The organism is Aeromonas sp. SE22 (assembly GCF_038739755.1).
GTDB lineage: Bacteria > Pseudomonadota > Gammaproteobacteria > Enterobacterales > Aeromonadaceae > Aeromonas > Aeromonas jandaei.
On the sequence record NZ_JBCGFD010000007.1, the window covers coordinates 78069 to 97422 of the forward strand.

At 60.4% G+C, this 19354-nt stretch carries 25 protein-coding genes; 12 read left to right on the forward strand and 13 right to left on the reverse strand.

The genetic code is table 11. From position 1 onward, the window contains the following. Positions 1–16 precede the first annotated feature (16 nt). The 5 genes from lptB to AAHA39_RS12865 are packed head-to-tail and all read right to left on the reverse strand — an operon-like array spanning position 17 to position 3366. Positions 17–742: an LPS export ABC transporter ATP-binding protein gene (gene lptB / locus AAHA39_RS12845; RefSeq protein WP_033115458.1), complete on the reverse strand. Its 726-nt coding sequence runs from the start codon at positions 740–742 to the stop codon at positions 17–19. A 3-nt stretch (positions 743–745) separates the two neighbouring features. After that, the gene (gene lptA, locus AAHA39_RS12850; protein WP_041210123.1) at positions 746–1273 is read right to left on the reverse strand and encodes a lipopolysaccharide transport periplasmic protein LptA; all 528 of its coding nucleotides are present in this window, start codon (positions 1271–1273) and stop codon (positions 746–748) included. After that, positions 1260–1820, reverse strand: coding sequence for an LPS export ABC transporter periplasmic protein LptC (gene lptC / locus AAHA39_RS12855; RefSeq protein ID WP_201912934.1), 561 nt, complete (start codon positions 1818–1820; stop codon positions 1260–1262). Before lptC ends, lptA begins: the two co-directional genes overlap by 14 nt. Beyond that, entirely contained in the window at positions 1817–2371 is a 555-nt protein-coding gene (gene kdsC / locus AAHA39_RS12860; RefSeq protein WP_320655573.1) for a 3-deoxy-manno-octulosonate-8-phosphatase KdsC, read from the reverse strand. The genes lptC and kdsC overlap by 4 nt, the downstream gene beginning before the upstream one ends. Next, a complete protein-coding gene (locus AAHA39_RS12865; protein ID WP_041210120.1) occupies positions 2371–3366 on the reverse strand; it encodes a KpsF/GutQ family sugar-phosphate isomerase in 996 nt (331 codons plus the stop codon). The genes kdsC and AAHA39_RS12865 overlap by 1 nt, the downstream gene beginning before the upstream one ends. A gap of 207 nt (positions 3367–3573) precedes the next feature. Here AAHA39_RS12865 and mlaF point away from each other — a divergent pair, with 207 nt between their 5' ends. Genes mlaF through murA form a run of 7 tightly spaced genes read left to right on the forward strand, consistent with a single transcriptional unit; the run spans position 3574 to position 8098 of the window. Next, a complete protein-coding gene (gene mlaF, locus AAHA39_RS12870; RefSeq protein WP_042030127.1) occupies positions 3574–4374 on the forward strand; it encodes a phospholipid ABC transporter ATP-binding protein MlaF in 801 nt (266 codons plus the stop codon). Beyond that, positions 4374–5153 carry a lipid asymmetry maintenance ABC transporter permease subunit MlaE gene (gene mlaE / locus AAHA39_RS12875; protein WP_033115464.1) on the forward strand — a complete coding sequence of 260 codons (780 nt, stop codon included), beginning with the start codon at positions 4374–4376 and terminating at the stop codon, positions 5151–5153. Before mlaF ends, mlaE begins: the two co-directional genes overlap by 1 nt. A 7-nt stretch (positions 5154–5160) precedes the next feature. Next, complete coding sequence (gene mlaD / locus AAHA39_RS12880; protein WP_033115465.1) at positions 5161–5661, forward strand: outer membrane lipid asymmetry maintenance protein MlaD; 501 nt, start codon at positions 5161–5163, stop codon at positions 5659–5661. Between the two features lie 2 nt (positions 5662–5663). Continuing rightward, positions 5664–6296, forward strand: coding sequence for a phospholipid-binding protein MlaC (gene mlaC / locus AAHA39_RS12885; protein ID WP_320655578.1), 633 nt, complete (start codon positions 5664–5666; stop codon positions 6294–6296). Further along, positions 6293–6565 carry an STAS domain-containing protein gene (locus AAHA39_RS12890; protein WP_320655580.1) on the forward strand — a complete coding sequence of 91 codons (273 nt, stop codon included), beginning with the start codon at positions 6293–6295 and terminating at the stop codon, positions 6563–6565. The genes mlaC and AAHA39_RS12890 overlap by 4 nt, the downstream gene beginning before the upstream one ends. Then, entirely contained in the window at positions 6565–6822 is a 258-nt protein-coding gene (gene ibaG / locus AAHA39_RS12895; RefSeq protein ID WP_033115468.1) for a BolA family iron metabolism protein IbaG, read from the forward strand. Before AAHA39_RS12890 ends, ibaG begins: the two co-directional genes overlap by 1 nt. Before the next feature lie 19 nt (positions 6823–6841). Continuing rightward, entirely contained in the window at positions 6842–8098 is a 1257-nt protein-coding gene (gene murA, locus AAHA39_RS12900) for a UDP-N-acetylglucosamine 1-carboxyvinyltransferase (RefSeq protein ID WP_041210116.1), read from the forward strand. Between the two features lie 87 nt (positions 8099–8185). Here murA and pmbA read toward each other — a convergent pair whose 3' ends face one another. Beyond that, on the reverse strand, positions 8186–9529 hold the full coding sequence (pmbA, locus tag AAHA39_RS12905) for a metalloprotease PmbA (protein ID WP_320655585.1): 1344 nt from the start codon (positions 9527–9529) through the stop codon (positions 8186–8188). 113 nt (positions 9530–9642) lie between these two features. Here pmbA and yjgA point away from each other — a divergent pair, with 113 nt between their 5' ends. Together yjgA and AAHA39_RS12915 are read left to right on the forward strand one after the other, a co-directional pair. Beyond that, on the forward strand, positions 9643–10167 hold the full coding sequence (gene yjgA / locus AAHA39_RS12910; protein ID WP_041210114.1) for a ribosome biogenesis factor YjgA: 525 nt from the start codon (positions 9643–9645) through the stop codon (positions 10165–10167). Between the two features lie 395 nt (positions 10168–10562). Then, positions 10563–11345, forward strand: a complete 783-nt coding sequence (locus AAHA39_RS12915; protein ID WP_320655587.1) for a gamma-glutamyl-gamma-aminobutyrate hydrolase family protein — start codon at positions 10563–10565, stop codon at positions 11343–11345. Here AAHA39_RS12915 and AAHA39_RS12920 read toward each other — a convergent pair whose 3' ends face one another. Beyond that, positions 11346–11729 (reverse strand): hypothetical protein, encoded by a 384-nt coding sequence (locus AAHA39_RS12920; protein ID WP_041210163.1) that lies wholly within the window; start codon positions 11727–11729, stop codon positions 11346–11348. It abuts the gene before it with no gap. 143 nt (positions 11730–11872) lie between these two features. Between AAHA39_RS12920 and AAHA39_RS12925 the strand changes: the two genes are divergently transcribed. Beyond that, positions 11873–13399, forward strand: coding sequence for a cyclic nucleotide-binding domain-containing protein (locus tag AAHA39_RS12925; RefSeq protein WP_041210112.1), 1527 nt, complete (start codon positions 11873–11875; stop codon positions 13397–13399). Positions 13400–13475: 76 nt separating this feature from the next. Here AAHA39_RS12925 and AAHA39_RS12930 read toward each other — a convergent pair whose 3' ends face one another. The 6 genes from AAHA39_RS12930 to lptM form a co-directional block, all read right to left on the reverse strand. Beyond that, positions 13476–14186 (reverse strand): HAD-IA family hydrolase, encoded by a 711-nt coding sequence (locus AAHA39_RS12930; protein WP_320655590.1) that lies wholly within the window; start codon positions 14184–14186, stop codon positions 13476–13478. Positions 14187–14218: 32 nt separating this feature from the next. Next, positions 14219–15184, reverse strand: a complete 966-nt coding sequence (gene xerC / locus AAHA39_RS12935; RefSeq protein ID WP_320655592.1) for a tyrosine recombinase XerC — start codon at positions 15182–15184, stop codon at positions 14219–14221. Next, positions 15177–15857: a DUF484 family protein gene (locus AAHA39_RS12940; RefSeq protein WP_033115477.1), complete on the reverse strand. Its 681-nt coding sequence runs from the start codon at positions 15855–15857 to the stop codon at positions 15177–15179. Before AAHA39_RS12940 ends, xerC begins: the two co-directional genes overlap by 8 nt. Before the next feature lie 100 nt (positions 15858–15957). Next, complete coding sequence (gene dapF, locus AAHA39_RS12945; protein ID WP_041210108.1) at positions 15958–16788, reverse strand: diaminopimelate epimerase; 831 nt, start codon at positions 16786–16788, stop codon at positions 15958–15960. 49 nt (positions 16789–16837) lie between these two features. After that, positions 16838–18088, reverse strand: a complete 1251-nt coding sequence (lysA, locus tag AAHA39_RS12950; RefSeq protein WP_320655596.1) for a diaminopimelate decarboxylase — start codon at positions 18086–18088, stop codon at positions 16838–16840. 32 nt (positions 18089–18120) lie between these two features. Further along, on the reverse strand, positions 18121–18297 hold the full coding sequence (gene lptM / locus AAHA39_RS12955) for an LPS translocon maturation chaperone LptM (RefSeq protein ID WP_082035419.1): 177 nt from the start codon (positions 18295–18297) through the stop codon (positions 18121–18123). A gap of 73 nt (positions 18298–18370) precedes the next feature. Between lptM and cyaY the strand changes: the two genes are divergently transcribed. Both cyaY and AAHA39_RS12965 read left to right on the forward strand, forming a co-directional pair. Then, positions 18371–18685 carry an iron donor protein CyaY gene (gene cyaY, locus AAHA39_RS12960; RefSeq protein WP_043850951.1) on the forward strand — a complete coding sequence of 105 codons (315 nt, stop codon included), beginning with the start codon at positions 18371–18373 and terminating at the stop codon, positions 18683–18685. After that, positions 18682–19335 (forward strand): alpha/beta hydrolase, encoded by a 654-nt coding sequence (locus AAHA39_RS12965; protein WP_320655600.1) that lies wholly within the window; start codon positions 18682–18684, stop codon positions 19333–19335. Before cyaY ends, AAHA39_RS12965 begins: the two co-directional genes overlap by 4 nt. Positions 19336–19354: the final 19 nt, after the last annotated feature.

The following is a 19354-nucleotide window of genomic DNA, read 5'->3' on the forward strand; positions in this document are numbered from 1 at the left end:
GAAGGCTGCCCCCTTACTATAGACTGAATTGATCGCCCAAATAGACGCGCTTGACCTGTTCATCGGCGAGGATATCGGCCGGGGCACCCTCGGCAATCATCTGGCCGTGGCTGACGATATAAGCCTTCTCGCATACGTCCAGAGTCTCTCTGACGTTGTGGTCGGTAATCAAGACGCCAAGACCCCTATCTTTCAGGTGCTGGATGATCTTCTTGATGTCTATCACAGAAATCGGGTCAACCCCCGCGAAGGGTTCATCCAGCAGGATAAAGCGCGGTTCCGCTGCCAGCGCCCGGGCAATCTCGACCCGGCGCCGCTCACCACCGGAGAGGCTTTGCCCCAGGTTGTCGCGGATATGGGTGATGTTGAACTCTTCCAGCAGCTGCTGAACCTTGTCCTCCCGCTCTTCGCGACTCAGCTCCTTGCGCGTCTGCATCACCCCCATCAGGTTTTCATACACAGTGAGGCGGCGGAAAATTGATGCTTCCTGCGGCAGGTAACCGATGCCGTTGCGGGCACGCACATGCATGGGCTGCAGGCTGATGTCCTGATCATCGATGGTGATGAGACCGGCATCCCGCTGTACCAGCCCGACGATCATGTAAAACGACGTGGTCTTGCCGGCACCGTTGGGACCAAGCAGGCCGACGATCTGGCCGGTTCCTACCTCAAGGCTCACGTCGCTAACCACCATGCGACGCTTGTAACTCTTCTGCAGGCCGACTGCTTTCAATACTGCCATGGCTTATTTTCCCTGCTTCTTCTGGTCGGCGGGCTTGTCGAAATTCTCGACCTGATCGGGCAGGAACACCGTCTTGACCCGCTGGTTCGGGGTCTTGCTCTCGGCAATCATCTTCTGTTTGACGATGTCGTAACGGATCAGGTCGCCGTTGACCTGGCTATCTTCCTGCTTGAGCTGGCCGTTACCGGTGATAGTCACCAGACGCTTTTTCAGCTCGTAACGAATGCTGTCACCATGAGCGTTGACCGGTTTGCCGTTATCCAGGATCTGGAAGAAGGTGGCGGGTTTGCCATAGGCTGTCATTACCTCGGCCCCTTTCTCGCCGGAACGGGTTACCACAACCTTGTCAGCCTTAATCCTGATGGTGCCCTGATTGATGGTCACATCCTGCTCGAAGGTGATGCGGTTGTCCTGCATCTCGGCCACCTGCTTGATGGCGTCGACATAGACCTTCTCGGTGAAGTCGGACTCCTTGGCGTTGACTGTGCCGCAGAGCATCAGAGCGGCGAGGGCCAGATTAGCGTTTTTCATTGAAATAGATGGCATGACCTTGATCCAGTAGCTCAAAATATTTGCGGTCCAGATGGCCCTTGAGGCCAACCCCTTCGGTCTGGAAATCCTGACCCAAAATGTTCACTTGCCGATTGCTGCGTACGTCCTGCGTCACCAGATCCAGCTCCATATAGGGCGTATCCAGCTTGGAGATAAAGGCGTCCGGCAGCAACCCGTCCAGATGCACCTTGTCCCGCAGGATCACGTTGTCATCAGTATTGAGTACACCGGTCTCGGCCGTCACCTTCCACTCGGCCTGTCCCTGCTCGTCAAACATGTAGACCACCGGTTTTTCGAAGGTAGCCTGCTCGAGGATCTGGAAATACTCAGCATATCGGGACTCCAGCCGCTCGGTACGCTTGCCGTTGACATCGAACCGGGTGGTCACCAGATCTCTGGCGACAAAATCCGGCTGATAGTGCTCGGTTTTTACCTTGGCCTCGGGCACCAGCTCCACCTTGCCAAGCTGCCAGGCCACCAGAGCGACCAGAAACAGCAGGCCAAACAACAGGGTTTGTCTGCTCATGCCGATACCTCGGGCTGATAATCGTCATGGCCCTGTGCCTGCAGGATGAGATCGCACACTTCGCGCACAGCCCCCATACCGCCGCCAAGCCGGGTCACCATATCGGCACGGCTCAGCACCAGCGGATGGGCGTCGGCAACCGCAATACCGAGGCCACAGGCCTCCATCACCGGCAGGTCGATGGTGTCATCCCCCATATAAGCGGCCTGTTCGGGTGTCAGCCCCAGTTTGGCCAGCAGGGCTTCAAAATGAGGCAACTTCTTGTCAGCCCCCTGCACCACATGGGCCACCCCCAGGCTATTCATCCGATCGCTGACGATACGGGAGTTGCGCCCGGTAATGATGGCGATCTCGATCCCGGCATTGAGCAGTGCCCGCATGCCGGCGCCGTCACGGGTACAGAAGGTTTTCAGCTCTTCGCCGTTGTTTCCCATGTAGATGAGGCCATTGGAGAGCACCCCGTCCACATCGCACACCAGCAGGCGAATTTGCGCCGCCTTGTCGAACTGGTTGCGCGTCACCGGACCATAGAGGGTCGGTACGTTTTGCATCAAATAACTCCGGCTTTCAGCAGGTCATGCATGTTGAAGGCACCCAGTGGGCGCTTGTCGCCATCCACAACCAGTAATCCATTGATTTTTCTCGTTTCCATCAGTTTGACGGCTTCTGCCGCCATCATCTCCGGCCCTACGGTAACACAGTTGGCCGTCATGACGCGGCTGATGGGGGTGCGATGAATATCGACCTGCTGGTCGAGAATGCGGCGCAGGTCGCCATCGGTGAAGAGTCCCGCCAGCAGCCCGTGCTGGTCAACCACTGCGGTCATACCGAGCCCTTTACGGCTCACTTCCAGCAGCGCTTCGCTGATGGTGGCATCGATCCCCACCCGGGGCAACAGCTCGCCACTGTGCATCAAATCGCCCACTCGCAACAGCAACCGCTTGCCGAGCGAACCACCCGGGTGAGAAAGAGCGAAATCGTCGGCGGTAAAGCCGCGAGCTTCCAGCAGGGCGACCGCCAGCGCGTCGCCCATCACCAGGGTCGCCGTGGTGCTGGAGGTGGGTGCCAACCCGAGCGGACACGCCTCTTTCTCCACCTTGATGCACAGATGCACGTTGGCCTCTTTGGCCATGGTGGAGGCCGGGTTGCCGGTCATGCAGATGAGCGGGATACCGCGACGCTTGAGCACCGGCAGCAGGGCCAGGATCTCGTCGCTCTCGCCGGAATTGGAGATGGCGATGATGAGATCCCCTGCCGAAATCATCCCCAGATCGCCGTGGCTGGCCTCACCCGGGTGGAGGAAAAAGGCTGGCGTACCAGTACTGGCCAGGGTGGCGGCAATCTTGCTGCCGATATGGCCCGACTTGCCCATCCCGGTGACCACTATCTTGCCACCACAACGGAGCACCATCTCGCACGCCTTGTCGAAGGCGTCGTTAAGATACTGATAGAGTCCATCAATCGCTTGTTTTTCTGTGTCCAGCACCGCACGGGCACTGCGACGGAAATCGAACAGTTCAGACACTTTCTCGGGGGTTGCAGACATAAAGAGACAGCTCCGGGGCGAATTTAGCTGCGGGATTATAAAAAAGTCTGCTCTGATAAGCGAATCAGATGGCAAATCCCGTAACGTATGACGCAGTTTGTTACATAAAACTGTCGCGCAAACCGCGCTGAAGGCTGCTCAATAGTTGTTCCTTGCTGTTGCTTAGACCTAGACTAGCCCATAAAATTCGCACCTCATTTACACCGAATGGACAATTGTTTGAACAATGACCTGATCACCGTCTCCGATCTGACCTTCAGTCACGGAGACAGGCTGTTGTATGACGGGATCAACCTGACCATTCCCCGTGGCAAGGTCACCGCCGTCATGGGCCCGAGCGGCATCGGCAAAACGACCCTGCTGCGGCTGATCGGTGGCCAGCTCAAACCCGAGTCCGGTCATATCCTGTTTGACGGGGAAGATATCCCCGCCCTTTCCCGTTCGCGCCTCTACGAGGTGCGCAAGCGGATGAGCATGCTGTTCCAGAGCGGTGCCCTCTTTACCGGCATGACGGTCTACGACAACGTGGCCTTCCCGTTGCGAGAGCACTCAGGTCTGCCGGAAGAGCTGATCCACACCATTGTCATGATGAAGCTACAGGCTGTAGGTCTGCGCGGCGCGGCAAAACTGATGCCCTCCGAGCTCTCCGGCGGCATGGCTCGCCGGGCAGCACTGGCTCGCGCCATCGCGCTGGATCCGGATCTCATCATGTATGACGAGCCGTTTGTCGGCCAGGATCCCATCACCATGGCGGTGCTGGTCAAGCTGATAAAGGATTTGAACGATGCCCTTGGTATCACCTCCGTCATCGTCACCCACGACGTGAAAGAGGTGCTCAGCATCGCCGATTACGCCTACATCATCGCCAACCGCAAGGTGGTGGCGCACGGTACGCCGGAACAGCTGCGCGAGGAACACAACCCCGAAGTCGAGCAGTTCCTCAAAGGATTGCCCGATGGTCCTGTTCCGTTTCACTTTCCGGCAGGCGACCTGCTACAGGATCTCTGATGTTGATAAGTCAAATAAGCAAGCTGGGGCGGGTCGGCATTCGCGCCATCACCTCCCTGGGTCGGGCAGCCATCATGCTGTTCCATGCGCTGGCTGGCAAACCCGAGCCACGCAAGCACTTCCCGTTGCTGGTGCAGCAGCTCTATGTAGTCGGGGTGCAGTCCGTCGCCATCATTCTGGTGTCGGGGCTGTTCATCGGTATGGTGCTGTCGCTGCAGGGCTACAACGTACTAAAGGATTTTGGTGCCGAGCAGAGTCTGGGCCCGCTGGTCTCTCTCTCGCTGTTGCGGGAGCTGGGCCCTGTGGTAACCGCGCTGCTGTTTGCCGGTCGCGCCGGTTCGGCTCTCACTGCCGAGATCGGCCTGATGAAGGCGACCGAGCAGCTTTCGAGCCTCGAGATGATGGCAGTCGATCCGCTGCGCCGGGTGGTGGCGCCCCGCTTCTGGGCCGGGGTCATCAGCATGCCGCTGCTGGCCTTCATGTTCAGCCTGATCGGTATCTTTGGCGGCAAGCTGGTCGGGGTTGACTGGCTTGGCGTCGACGAAGGGGGCTTCTGGTCTGCCATGCAGGCCTCGGTCGACTGGCATGAAGATATCATGCAGGGTGCCATCAAGAGCCTGATCTTCGCTCTGGTGGTCACCTGGATAGCCCTCTTCAACGGCTATGATGCCAAGCCGACCTCGGCCGGGATCAGTCAGGCCACGACTCGTACCGTGGTTCACTCGTCCCTCGCCGTACTCGGCCTGGATTTTATTCTCACTGCAGTCATGTTTGGATAAGGTAAAGATGAAGTTCAGCAAAGTAGAATTCCTGGTTGGCACCTTCATGCTGGCCGGCATCGGTGCCATTCTGGCGTTGGCACTGCAAGTGGCCGGTTTGAGCTTCAAACCGGAAGGAGAAACCTATACCCTGCGCGCGCATTTCGATAATATCGGCGGCCTGAAAGTCCGTTCGCCGGTCAAGGTCGGCGGCGTGGTGGTTGGCCGGGTCAGCGACATCGTGCTCGACCCGAAAACCCAGGTTCCCGAGGTCACCCTGCAGATGGAAAAGAGTGCCGGCGAGTTCTCCGAGACCAGCACCCTCTCCATCCTCACTTCCGGTCTGCTCGGCGAGCAGTACATCGGTCTGGCCCCCGGCTTTACCGACGAGGAGATGGGGACCAGCATGCTCAAGGATGGCGACCTGATTGAAGACACCAAATCCGCCATCGTGCTGGAAGATCTGATTGGCAAGTTCCTCTATAGCAGCCAGTCCTCCGACAGCAAGTCAGACAGCAAGAAGGAGTAACCATGTTCAAGAAAATTGCCCTGCTGCTGGGTCTGGTGACCAGCATGTTCTTTTCCCTGCCCGCTCAGGCGGTTGATGCCACCGATCCCTACGCGCTGGTAGATCAGGCGGCCAAACAGACCTTTGCCCGCCTGAAAGCCGATCAGGCTGAGGTCAAAAGCAATCCGGATCACCTGCGGGTGATCATCCGCGAAGAGCTGCTGCCCTATGTGGACAACCGCTTCGCTGCCTACAAGGTGCTGGGCAACCAAATCAAGGAGACCACTCCGGCCCAGCGTGACGCCTTCGTCGCCGCCTTTACCGAGTACATGGTGAGCTCCTACGCCGACGCGCTGGCCCACTTCGACAAGCAGACCGTCAAGGTCGAGCCGGGCAAGGCGCCGGGCACCAGCAACATCACCGCAGTCAACGTCAGTGTGAAAGAAGCCGGCAAGCCGGACATCTTCCTCGAGTTCAAGCTGCGCAAGAACAACAAGACCGGCGAGTGGAAAGCTTTCGACATGGTGGCAGAGGGGATCAGCCTGCTCTCCGCCAAGCAGAGCGAGCTGGGCGGCCTCATCCGCCAGAATGGCATCGATGCCGTGATCAAGCAGCTCAACGAACACAATGCCAAGCCGCTGGTACTCAAAAAATGATCCTGAGCGGTGATCTGCAAGCGCCACAGGTCAAGGACCTGTGGCAACGCCGCGACGAGTGGTGGCATGATGACCGGCTCGAGCTGGGCGGGGTCGCCACCCTCGACTCCGCCGGGCTGGCACTGCTGGTCAAATGGGCTAAAGCCGCACTCGCACGAGGCGCCACACCGCAACTGGTGGGCGCCTCCAGTGATTTCTATACCCTGGCCAACCTCTACGGGGTGGCCGGTTTGTTTCAGTCAACTCCGCTCACAACTGAGGACGCATAATGCAAGTCTCTGAAATTGAAGCGATACTCCTCGAGGCTCTGCCATTGTCCGAAGTCCATGTCAAAGGGGACGGTAGTCACTATCAGGTGATCGCCGTTGGTGACATGTTTGACGGCATGAGCCGGGTCAAGAAACAACAGGCCATCTATGCCCCGCTGATGGACAAGATCGCCAGCAACGCCATTCACGCCCTCTCCATCAAGGCGTTCACCGACGCCGAGTGGAAACGCGAACGTAAATTCCTAATGCCCTCCTGATTTGGTAACCAAGTAGAAAATGGACAAATTCAAAATCGATGGTCGTTGTACTCTCAACGGCGAAGTGACCATCTCCGGCGCCAAAAACGCCGCGCTGCCGATCCTGTTCGCAACCCTGCTCTGTGATGAAGAGGTTCACCTCTCCAACGTGCCGCGCCTGAAAGACGTGGGCACCACCATCAAGCTGCTGGAGATGCTGGGCGCCACCACCAAGGTCAACGGCAATGTGACCGTGCTGACCGGTGCCGTGAACAACCACGTTGCCCCCTACGAGCTGGTGAAGACCATGCGCGCCTCCATTCTGGCGCTGGGCCCGCTGGCCGCCCGTTTCGGTGCTGCCGACGTCTCCCTGCCCGGCGGCTGCGCCATCGGTGCCCGTCCGGTCAACCTGCACGTCCACGGTCTGGAACTGATGGGCGCCAAGATCACCATCGAGGATGGCTACATCAAGGCCCGCGTTGACGGTCGCCTGAAGGGTGCCCACATCCTGATGGATATGGTCTCCGTCACCGGTACCGAAAACCTGATGATGGCCGCCACCCTGGCTGAAGGCCGTACCGTGATCGAAAACGCCGCGCGCGAGCCGGAAGTGGTCGATCTGGCCCACTTCCTCAACGCGCTGGGTGCCAAGATCCAGGGCGCAGGCACCGACACCCTGATCATCGACGGCGTCGAGCGTCTGCACGGCGGCAGCTATAGCGTCCAGCCTGACCGTATCGAAACCGGTACCTTCCTGGTGGGCGCAGCGGTTACCGGCGGCAAGATCACCTGCCGCAACACCGACCCGACCCTGCTGGAAGCGGTACTGGTCAAGCTGGAAGAGGCTGGTGCCCTGATTGAGAAGGGTGAAGACTGGATCACCCTCGACATGACTGGCCGCACGCTCAAGCCGGTCACCATCAAGACTGCCCCCTACCCGGCATTCCCGACCGACATGCAGGCCCAGTTCACCGTGCTGAACGCGGTGGCCCAAGGCACCGGCATGATCACCGAGACCATCTTCGAGAACCGCTTCATGCATGTTCCCGAGCTGGTTCGGATGGGCGCCGACATCGAGTTGCAGGGCAACGTGGCCATCTGCCGTGACACCGCTCAGCTCAAGGGTGCCCAGGTGATGGCGACCGATCTGCGCGCCTCTGCCAGCCTGGTACTGGCTGGCTTCGTCGCTGAAGGCTCCACCATCGTCGATCGCATCTACCACATCGACCGTGGCTACGAGAACATCGAGCAGAAGCTGCAAGGTCTGGGTGGCCGCATCGAGCGCATCAAGGGCTGATTGCCACCCCTGAGCACTGGCTAACAAAAAGGCCCCTCGCACTGCGAGGGGCCTTTTGCATTCTTTCTGCTCGGCAGGGCCGGGGGATCAGTGACCCGCCAGCTTCATGCTCTCTACCAGTACCGAGCCGGTCTTGAGGCTGGAGCGCTCATCTTCATCGCTACCCACCGCCACTATGTGGCTGAACATCTCGGCCAGATTGCCGGCAATGGTGATCTCCTCGACCGGATAGGCGATCTCGCCATTCTCGACCCAAAAGCCGGCGGCGCCGCGGGAGTAGTCGCCATTGACGATGTTGACCCCCTGCCCCATCAGCTCGGTCACCAGCAAGCCGGTACCCATCTCCTTGAGCATGCCATTGAAGTCCTGACCTGTGCTGGAGACCTGCCAGTTATGGATGCCACCGGCGTGGCCGGTGCTGGTCAGCCCCAGCTTGCGGGCGGAGTAGGAGGTGAGCAGCCAGCTCATCAGCTCGCCGTTACGCACTATGTCCATGTCGCGGGTACGCACCCCTTCGCCATCAAACGGGGTACTGGCCAGACCGCCCAGCAGGTGGGGGAACTCCTGGATGGTGAGCCACTCGGGCAGGATCTGCTTGCCCAGCTTGTCCAGCAGGAAGCTCGACTTGCGATAGAGGTTGCCCCCGCTGATCGCCATCACCAGATGACCCCACAGACCGGAGGCGGTATCGGGATGGAACATGACCGGAGCCTGACAGGTCGCAATCTTGCGGGCGCCAAGGCGAGATAGGGTGCGCTCCACCGCTTCATCGGCGATGCGTTGCGGGCTCCAGATCCCTTCAAGAGTTCGGCTGGAAGAGTAGCCATAATCGCGTTGCATGTCGCCATCCTGCTCGCCAATCAGCACGCAGCTGAGGGAGTTGCGCGAGGCTGCATAGCCTTTGACGAAGCCGTGGCTGTTGCCATAGACCTTGATGCCGAGGTGGCTGGAGAAGCCGGCCCCGTCGGAGTGCTTGATGCGGGCATCGCGCCCCAGCGCCAGGCGCTCGCACTCGGTAGCCAGCTCGATCCCGTATTGGGGATCCAGCGCCACCGGGTGACACAGCTGCAGATCGGGCGCATCCCAGGCCAGCAGTTCGGCATTCGCCAGACCGGCACAGGCATCCGGTGAGGTGTGGCGGGCAATCTCCATCGCCGCTTCAACGGCGGCACGGATGGCGGGACGGCTCAGGTCGGTAGTGGAAGAGGATCCTTTGCAACCATCGCGATAGACGGCGATACCGAGCGCGCCGTCCTTGTTGAATTCAATGCTTTCCAGTTCACAACCGCGGGTGTTGACCGACAGTCCGGTCTGCTTGCTGATGGAGACTTCGGCCAGCGAAGCGCCCAGTCCTTTGGCAATATCCAGAGCCTCGGCAACCACGGCCTCGAGATGGGCTTGATCCTGGCGGATTTGGTCTTGCTGATCCATAACTCACATCTGTATGAAGGAAGGAAAGGGGCTAAGCATATCAGACCCCTGCGCCCAGCGGGAGAAGCTGGTAACATATCCACCAAATGTGAATGACAGGAATCAAGAGACCGATGAGTCACCATCAAGACGACAACGAGTGGGAAGATTGGGGCCCCAGCAAGAGCCAGCTCAAGCGCGATGCCGAAGCCCTGCAGAAGATGGGGGAAGAGATTGTCTCCCTCAGCCACAGCGAGCTCGAGAAGATCCCGCTGGATGAAGAGCTGGCCGAAGCGGTCGAGCTGGGCCGCAAGCTCAAGCCAAAGAAGGATGAGTCCTTCCGCCGTCACCTGCAGTTCATCGGCCGCCTGATGCGCAGCCGGGATGTAGAGCCAATCGCCGAAGCGCTCTCCATCATCAAGAACCGCCACTCCACCGTGAATGCTCGCCTGCACCGGCTGGAGCAGTGGCGCGAGCGGCTGATCAGCGAGGGAGACAGCGCCCTCAACGAGCTGATGTCCCAGTTCCACGAACTGGATCGCCAGAAGCTGCGCCAGCTGATCCGCAGCGCCAACAAGGAGCGGGAGCTGAACAAGCCGCCGGTCGCCTATCGCGAGATGTACCAGTATCTGCGCGGCGAGATTGAAGACCTGCTGTGATCCCCGAAAGCGCCTCCCCTTGGGAGGCGTTTTTTTATGCACGCCCCGCTACTCCCGCCCGCATCACAACATCACCTTGTTTAATATATCCACCACAAAGCAGCAGTTTTATGCAAAGCGATGGCTTGGAATGGCCACAAACAGGCTGTTTGGCGAAGATGAAAGTCACAACCATTAACATTTTTGCATCATTTTGTTTGACATATTGAACGGCCTTGGCAGACTGGAAGCAGGATCCAGGCTGTCGTTGCCGAGGCTGACCGACGATTCTGCCCCCCGGGCCGACACGGGATCCCTTGACCATGCCTTGAGGCATGCCCTTGTCCGGTTTATGTGCAAGGGTCTGCCCAAGGCGCAGGATGCGAATTCAACGCCAAGGATAACTCAGGTGCCCTATGCCAACGCCTTCACTCCCTCCCAACCGTAAACCCGTCGTATTGATGACCATGGGCGCCCAGCCCCGCAACGGCCACGCCTATCAGGTGATGACCCACAAATACATCACGCCGCTGGTGGAAATCAGCCACTGCGTCCCGCTCTTGGTACCCACCTGCTGTGGCACCGCCGATCTGGAGCAGTATCTGGATCTGGCGGATGGCGTCTACCTGAGCGGGGCGGGCTCCAACATAGACCCCGCCCTCTATGGTCAGGCAAATCTCACTCCGGAGAAGCAGCAGGATCGGGATCGCGATCTGTTCGATCTGCCGCTCATCAAGGGGGCGCTGGCGCGCGGACTACCGATCCTCGGCATCTGCCGCGGCATGCAGGAGATCAACGTGGCGCTGGGTGGAGATATCCACCAGAAGGTCTATAACGAGCCGGGATATGACGATCATCGGGAGGATTCGGACGATCCGGTAGACGAGCAGTATGGCGAGAGCCACCAGATTAATCTGGTCTCCGGCAGCTGGTTTGCCGACCTGATGGGCGAAGAGAGCATTGCGGTCAACTCGTTGCACGGACAGGGGATCAAGACGCTGGGCAGCGGGCTGGAACCGCTGGCCCACGCCGAGGATGGCCTGATCGAGGCGATCCACGCCCCTGTCATCTCCCCCTTCCTGCTGGCTGTGCAGTGGCATCCGGAGTGGAAAGCGAGGGAAAACCCCTACTCCATCAAGATCTTCCAGGCTTTTGGCGATGCCTGCCGCAAGCGCCAGGCGGTCACCAGCAAGACCTAATCACTCACCAAACCCGCGCGCCTTGAGCTTGGGCATTCCCCCTCGCTCGAGGCGCAAGCCACGACAGGCATCCAGTCCTTTCAAGCCGCGCTGGATATGATCCGGCGACTGGCCGAAGACCATGCCATTGCTGCGATAGAGATTGTTGTCATCCAGCTCGAACTTCTCCCCTCCAATCAACAGCTGCTCACGGCCATTCACCTTGTCGCCACGCTTGATGGGTACCGTCATGTCGCTCAGCACCTCGCCAGTCGCACATCCCTCGCGCCAGCGTGCCTCGCTGGAGAAGGGGGTAATGGCAATCTCGCGCCAGGATCCATCCCTGAACTCGACCCGATAGCGATCCACCAGCAGGTCACAGCCAGCCAACGGCAAGAGCGCCATCAAGCAGATGATTTTCTTTGAAAATTGCACTGGAAGCCCTCCCTGAAGCTATTGAGTGCAGCATAAATAAAATGGCGCATCGGCGCACCATTTCTCCGCCGTGGAACAGCTATGCTGGAGGTAAACAATGCCAAGGGGCTGCTATGTTTGGCGATAATCTCACTGCGCTACCGACCCTGCTCTGGATCGGTGAACACCCGTTCTGGACCCTGCTCACCCTGTCGCTGATGCTGGTGCACTTCTGGCGCCGCCCCGGCGAACGACGGGAGCTCCTCTCCGAGCTTGGTTTCGTGATGATGAGCATAGTGGTCATCGTCCTGATCCAGCTGGAAGGAGGTTGGTTCAAGCTGCCGCTCCCTCACCATCTGCTGGTTGAAATCTCCACCCTGCTGGCAGGGCTGGTGATGGTGAAGATCTGGGGGATCCTGCTGTTCGAATTCCTGCTGCCGCTCTGTCACGTGAAGATCCCGCGGATCATCGCCGACATCGTCATCACCATCGGCTACATCGGCTGGGGGCTGTTTCGCCTCTACGCTTCCGGCATGGCGCTCGGGGAGATAGTCACCACCTCGGCAGTGATCACCGCCGTCATCGCCTTTGCCATGCAGGACACCCTCGGCAACCTGCTGGCTGGCGTATCGATCCAGCTCGACAGCTCCATCTCCATCGGTGACTGGCTGCAGGTGGACACCACCCAGGGGCGTGTCGTCGAGATCAACTGGCGCGCCACTACCATCGAGACCCGCAACTGGGAGACAGTGGTCATCCCCAACAGTCACCTGCTCAAACAGCGTTTCACTGTACTCGGCCGCCGCCGTGGCGAACCGCTCCAGTGGCGACGCTGGGTCTGGTTCGATCTGACGCTGGATACCCTGCCGACCCAGATTATCGCTCTGATCGAGAAGTCCCTGCGGGAGACCAAGCTGCCCTGCGTCGCCAAGCACCCGCAACCGGACTGTCTGCTGATGAACGTCGAAGGGGGGATCGCCCGCTATGCGGTGCGCTACTGGCTGACCGATCTGGCCCGCGACGATCCCACCGACTCCATGGTACGCAGCCTCATCGATGCCGCCCTGCGTCGCAATGACAGGCGCCTCACTCCGCCGATCTTCAACGTCTTTATGGCCAAGGAGAAGCAACATCTGGATGCACGCCACAAACGCCACACCGCCGAGCGTACCGACACGTTGCGCAAGCTGCCGCTGTTTGCCATGTTGCAGGAGAACGAGCTGCTTCAGCTGGCCGATCAGGTGAAATTCGCCCCCTTCGTCAGCGGTGACGTCATGCTGGAGCAGGGGGAGGTATCAAGCTGGCTCTTCGTGCTGGTCAAGGGCGAGGCCGAGATGCTGGTCAATGCGGATGGAAAAGAGTTGAAACTCGGCACGCTCGGGGCCGGTGACTTCTTTGGCGAACTGAGCCTGCTCACCGGCGAGCCCAGCACCTTTACGGTACGGGCGCTCGCTACGGTGGAGACCTATCGCATCAATCAGGCGATGTTTCAGGCGCTGGTTGCCCAACGCGAATCGCTGGTCGAGCCCCTTTATCGGGTGCTGAGCGATCGTCAGCAGGAGCAGCAAGCGCTGCTGGATCGCGAGGCGGAGTCCATGAAGCATCCACCACAACAGCTGGATCTGCTCGACAAGCTGATGAAGCTGTTTGGCGGCAGATAAGGCAACCTCTGGCGGAGTTGCTACTACAGCTCCGCCATACTACTTCCCCTTCATTACCTCACCAGCCCGGCAACCTTCACAACAGCAGCTCGGCCAGCTCTCCCAACGCACTCAGCTCTACATCCGGCAGTTGCTGCAACTGCTGCCATGGCTGCTGCCGCTCGTTGAGCCAAGCGGCGCGAAAACCGTGGAGGCGAGCCCCCAGTACATCGGTCTCGGGATGATCCCCCACATGGAGGATCCGCTCCGCAGGCAGCTTGAGAGCGCTGCGGGTCTGCTCAAACATATCCGGGGCCGGCTTCATTCTGGCATTCATCCCCGCCTTGCAGACCAGAGTAAAATAGGGTTCAAGCCCTGCCTGCACCAAATCGAGATTGCCGTTGGTGATGACCACCAGCGGATAGCGGGCCGCCAGCCGGGCCAGCAGGTCATGAGTCGCATCGCTCACCTCGATTTTCGAGCGCTCGGCCAGAAAGGCGGCAAATACCTCTTCCGCCTCGCGTCCGGCCTGCGCCGCCGGCATCCCACCCTCCATCATGGCGGCACAGATAGTCTGCTGGCGCGCCAGACTGACATCGTGGCGCAGCTCTGGCCGGGCCAGCAGCACAGCGCGTTTGAGCTCCAGCCAACGCGGCTTGTCGAGCATGGCGGTGGCCAGATATTCGCTGCGCAGATGGCCCAACATCCACTGCTCGGCACGCACGATGGCAGGGCCGTTGTCATAGAGGGTGTCATCGAGGTCAAACGAGATGGCAGCAACCGGCTGCCAGCGGCGATAGAAGTGCATGGACTCTCCTCTGCAACGGGGCTCAGGGCCCGTTATTCATCGTCCTGCGCATCCGGGTCACGCTTGGCCCTTGGGTGGGCGCTGTCGTAAACCTTGGCCAGATGCTGGAAGTCGAGGTGGGTATAGATCTGGGTGGTGGAGAGGTCGGCATGTCCCAGCAGCTCCTGTACCGCCCGCAGATCGCCGGAGGACTCCAGCATATGGGTGGCGAAGCTGTGGCGCAGCTTGTGGGGATGGACATGGGCGTTGAGCGCCTGCTTGTTGCCCCAGCCATCGAGGCGGGTCTGCACCGAGCGCGCCGACAGCCGCTGCTTGCGGCTGGAGACAAACAGCGCCTCGCTCTCGTCCCCGGCCAGCAGCGGGCGCACCTTGAGCCACTTCTGCAGCCACTCGACCGCCATCCGGCCGATGGGCAGCACCCGCTCCCGCGAGCCCTTGCCGGTCACCTTGAGCTGGCGGTCGTCGAGCTTCAGATCCACCAGATTGATCCCCACCAGCTCAGCCAGACGCAGCCCTGAGGAGTACATCAGCTCCATGATGGCGCGATCCCGCACCGCCAGCGGATCCTGCTCGTCGGTGATGTTGAGCAGCTGGTGCATCTCGTCCACATCGAGGTTCTTTGGCAGCGGCCGCCCCTGCTTGGGGGTCACAATACCGCGGGCCGGATTGGCCACCAGCCGCCCCTGCCGTACCTGCCAGTCACAGAAGCTGCGCAGGGCGGATACCTTGGTAGCGAGCGAACGTGGCGCCAGCCCCTCTTTGTGCATCCGGGTCACCAGAGTCCGAACCTGACTCGCCTCAAGCCGGCTCCACGTTTCGAGCCCCAGCTTCACCAGCGCGGCGGTCATCGCCTCCAGATGGGCCTGATAGTTGCTGCGGGTGTGAGGGCTGAGCTGGCGCTCGACCCTCAGATATTCGATGAATGCCGCCAGATCGTCAGCCAATCCGGACGGCAGTGGCTCGGCAACAGGAGGCGCCTTGGCGGGCGCCCTAGCCATGCGCCAGCTCTGGCAGCCGCAGTTGCAGCAGTCGGCCCAGCTGGCCCAGCAACAGGGTGTCGTTGTGCGGAGTGAAGTGGCTGGGATCCGAGCTGGCAAAGGCCAACACGCCGAGATCGCCAAGCCGCATCAGGGCAACCGAGTTGACCAGCACGTCGTGCCCGAACAGCGCCTGCTTCTCGCTCTGGTTCAGGCGGCCGAAGTAGTAATCCTGCCCCGGCAAACGTTGACCCAGCAGTTGCTCCAGCTGTTTGCCCTCGGCCAGAAAGCGCGCCTCGGGGCCGCTTAACTGAAACTTTTTCGGATTGAGCCAGAGCCGCAGACCGGTCAGCCGCAGCCGCTGCACGAAGGCCTTGCCCATCACGGCGCTCACCTCGAACAGGGTCTGGCAACCATAGAGCTCGCCATAGAGATCGGCATAGACCCGGAAGATCCGCTCGTTCTCGCTGGCGATCCCCATCAGTTCGGTGATCTCCTGCTCCAGCTGTTCGATCCGCTCGCGCTGGCGATCCAGCTGGCGTTCGACCAACGAGACCGAGCCTTTACGCTCGTGAGGAATGCGGATCCTGTCCAGCACGGCACCGTGGCGCTGGAAAAACTCGGGGTAACGGGCCAGGTACTCCAGCACGGCGGCTTCGTCCACCAGTTGCTCCTGCCGTTTGAGTTCACTCATAACTTGGTTGATCCATCAGAGAAAGGGGACTGGCCCCGACATCATGGGCTGCGGGAGCATGGCTCCTGCCGCCGAACCGCTATCAATCGGAATAACTGCTTTATACGTCGATCTGGCCGTCAAAGACATGCTCGGCCGGCCCGGTCATGTAGACCGGCTGGCCCGGCCCTTTCCAGGCGATGGTCAGTTTGCCGCCCGGCAGGCTGACAGTGACCCGCTCCTTGAGCTTACCCTGACTCATGCCAATGACTGCCGCCGCGCAGGCGCCGGTACCGCAGGCGAGGGTTTCCCCCACCCCGCGCTCGAACACCCGCAGCTTGATCTCGGTAGCGTTGACCATCTCCATGAAACCGACGTTGACCCGCTCGGGAAAACGCTCGTGACGCTCCATGATGGGCCCCAGAGTAGACACCGGCGCATCGGCCACCGACGGCACCTCGATGACGCAGTGGGGGTTGCCCATGGAGACAGCACCGCACATCACGGTATGTTCCTGCGCCCGCAGCAGATAGGTCTTCTCTGCCTTCTGGGCCCGAAACGGGATCTTGCCCGGCTCGAACTGGGGCACTCCCATGTTGACCGTGACCTGATTCTCCCCTTCCAGCTGCAACACGATGCGACCGCGCGCCGTGCTGACCGCGATGCGATCGCGGTTGATCAACCCCTTGAGACGCACGAAGCGGGCGAAACAGCGGGCGCCATTGCCGCACTGCTCCACCTCGCTGCCATCGGCATTGAAGATACGGTAGTGAAAATCGAGCTCGGGGTCATAGGGGGGCTCCACCAGCAGCAGCTGGTCAAAACCGACCCCGAAGTGGCGATCAGCCAGCTTCTTGATGACGTCGTTGCTGAAAAAGATCTTCTGGGTGACACCGTCCACCACCATGAAGTCGTTTCCCAGCCCGTGCATCTTGGAAAAATCTATCAACATCGTGCGTTCCTGTTTTTGGGCGCGCGCTCAAGGCACTTTTAAAGGCAGCTTAAGGCAGCAAGTGCTCACCGCGCCAGAGATCGGTCAACTGCTCGCGCTCTCTGATGAGGAACGATTGCGTACCGTCCACCAGCACTTCGGCGGCACGGGGACGGGTGTTGTAGTTGGATGACATGGTAAAGCCGTAGGCACCGGCCGAGCGCACCGCCAGCAGCGAACCCTCGGCGATGGCCAGGGTGCGCTCCTTGCCGAGGAAGTCACCGGTCTCGCACACCGGCCCCACCACGTCATAGAGCGCTGGGGTATGGCCGGCACGGCTATCCACCTCGATAATGTTCATCCAGGCGCCATAGAGTGAGGGGCGCAGCATGTCGTTCATGCCGGCATCGATCAGCGCGAAGTTGCGGGTCTCGCCCGGCTTCAGATACTCGACCCGGGTCAACAGCACGCCGGCATTGGCGACGATGGCGCGGCCCGGTTCGAACAGCAGGGTCAGATCCCGGCCCGCCAGCTTCTGCTTGAGCGCTTCGGCATACTCGGTCGGGTGCGGTGGCTGCTCGGAACCGTAGTTGACCCCAAGGCCGCCACCCACATCCAGATGGTGGATATGAATGCCTTCCACTGCCAACCCATCGATCAGCCGCAGCAGCTTGTCCGCCGCCTCCATAAAGGGATTCAATTCAGTGAGTTGCGAGCCGATATGGCAATCCACCCCGACGATCTCGATATGTTCCATCGCAGCCGCCTTGCGATAGATAGCGGGGGCCAGCTCGATGGGGATGCCGAACTTGTTCTGCTTGAGGCCAGTGGAAATATAAGGATGGGTACCGGCATCGATATCCGGATTGACCCGCACCGACACCGGTGCCTTCTTGCCCATGCTGCCCGCCACCCGGTTGAGGCGCTCCAGCTCGGCTTCCGACTCCAGATTGAAGCAGAGGATCTCTTTATCCAGCGCGAGGCGCATCTCGGCCTCGCTCTTGGCCACCCCGGAGAAGACCACTTTGCGCGGATCACCACCCGCCGCCAGCACCCGTGACAACTCGCCACCGGAGACAATGTCAAACCCTGACCCCAGTCGGGCCAGCAGGTTGAGCAGCGCCAGGTTGGAGTTGGCCTTGACCGCATAGCAGATCAGGTGGGGAATATCGCCCGCGGCCTTGTCAAAGGCGTGCCAGTGACGTTCGAGGGTGGCACGGGAGTAGACATAAAGCGGGGTACCGTACTGCTCGGCAAGCTGTTGCAGCGAGGTTTGCTCGGCCTGAAGCTGGCCAGCGGCATCGTAGTTAAAGTGATCCAAAGGGGCGGTTCCTTCCTAGAATGGGTGCGGCATTATTGCGGCGCGGCCTCGTTGGTTGCCGCAGGGGTCGCAGGCTGTGCCGCTTGCGGTGTACTCTGGCTCTGGGGTTGCTCGGGAGGCGGCATATAAAGCGGCCCCTTCAGACCGCAGGCGGCCAACCCGAGGGAAAGAAGAGTAGCAAGCAGACACTTGGTGAACTGGGTAATCATAATGGTTCGCTGCGAAAAAAATTTTGGCCCTCTATAATCGCACTCACATTGTTAAAAGCAACAGGATAAACCGATGAAGGATCACGAGTATCACGCCCTGACCGACGCCTTTTTCCAGTACGTGGAGGACACGCTCGACGAGGGGTATCCGGATATCGACTGCGAGCGCAACGGGGGTGTCCTGACCCTCGTGTTCGAGAACAAGACCAAGGTCATCATCAACAAGCAGGAGCCGCTGCACCAGATTTGGGTCGCCACCCGCGAGAACGGCTTCCACTTCGATCTGCAAGGCGAAACCTGGATCGACAACCGTTTCGGCCATGAGCTCAAGGCTCTGCTGAGCAAGTCCTGCACCGCTCAGGCTGGTGAACCCGTGGTGTTCCCATGATTGACCTGCACCCGCAGGGCGCCCGTCACGCGGTGATCTGGCTGCACGGATTGGGTGATTCCGGCGCCGGCCTCGCCCCGCTGGTGGATGCGCTGGATCTGCCCGCCGACTTGCCGGTGCGTCACCTGCTGCCGGATGCGCCGGAGCGCCCAATCACCATCAACATGGGCTACAAGATGCGCGGCTGGTACGACATCAAGAGCTTCGAGGATCCCGCCGAGCGGGCCGTGGAGTCCCATGTCCGTGAATCGGCCAGCCAGATCAGCGCCCTGCTGGATCAGCTGGTCGCCGAAGGGTTTGCCCCCGAGCATATCGTGCTGGCCGGTTTCTCTCAGGGCGGGGTGATTGCCTCCTTCACCGCGCTGCGCTCTCAGGCAACGCTGGCGGGCCTGCTCTGCATGTCCACCTACCTGGCCGCCCCCGACAAGCTGGCAGACGAAATGAGCGAGGCCGCTCGCTCCATGCCCATCTGCTACATGCATGGCATCTACGACGATGTGGTGAGCCTGTCGCTCGGTTGGGATGCCAAGAACCGGCTGGAAGAGATAGGGCTCTCCCCGGAGTGGCACGAGTACCCGATGCGCCACGAGATCTGCCGCCCTCAGCTGGGCGACATTCGCAGCTGGCTGCTGGCCCGCCTCGGCGCCTGAGCAACCGCAAACGCAAACG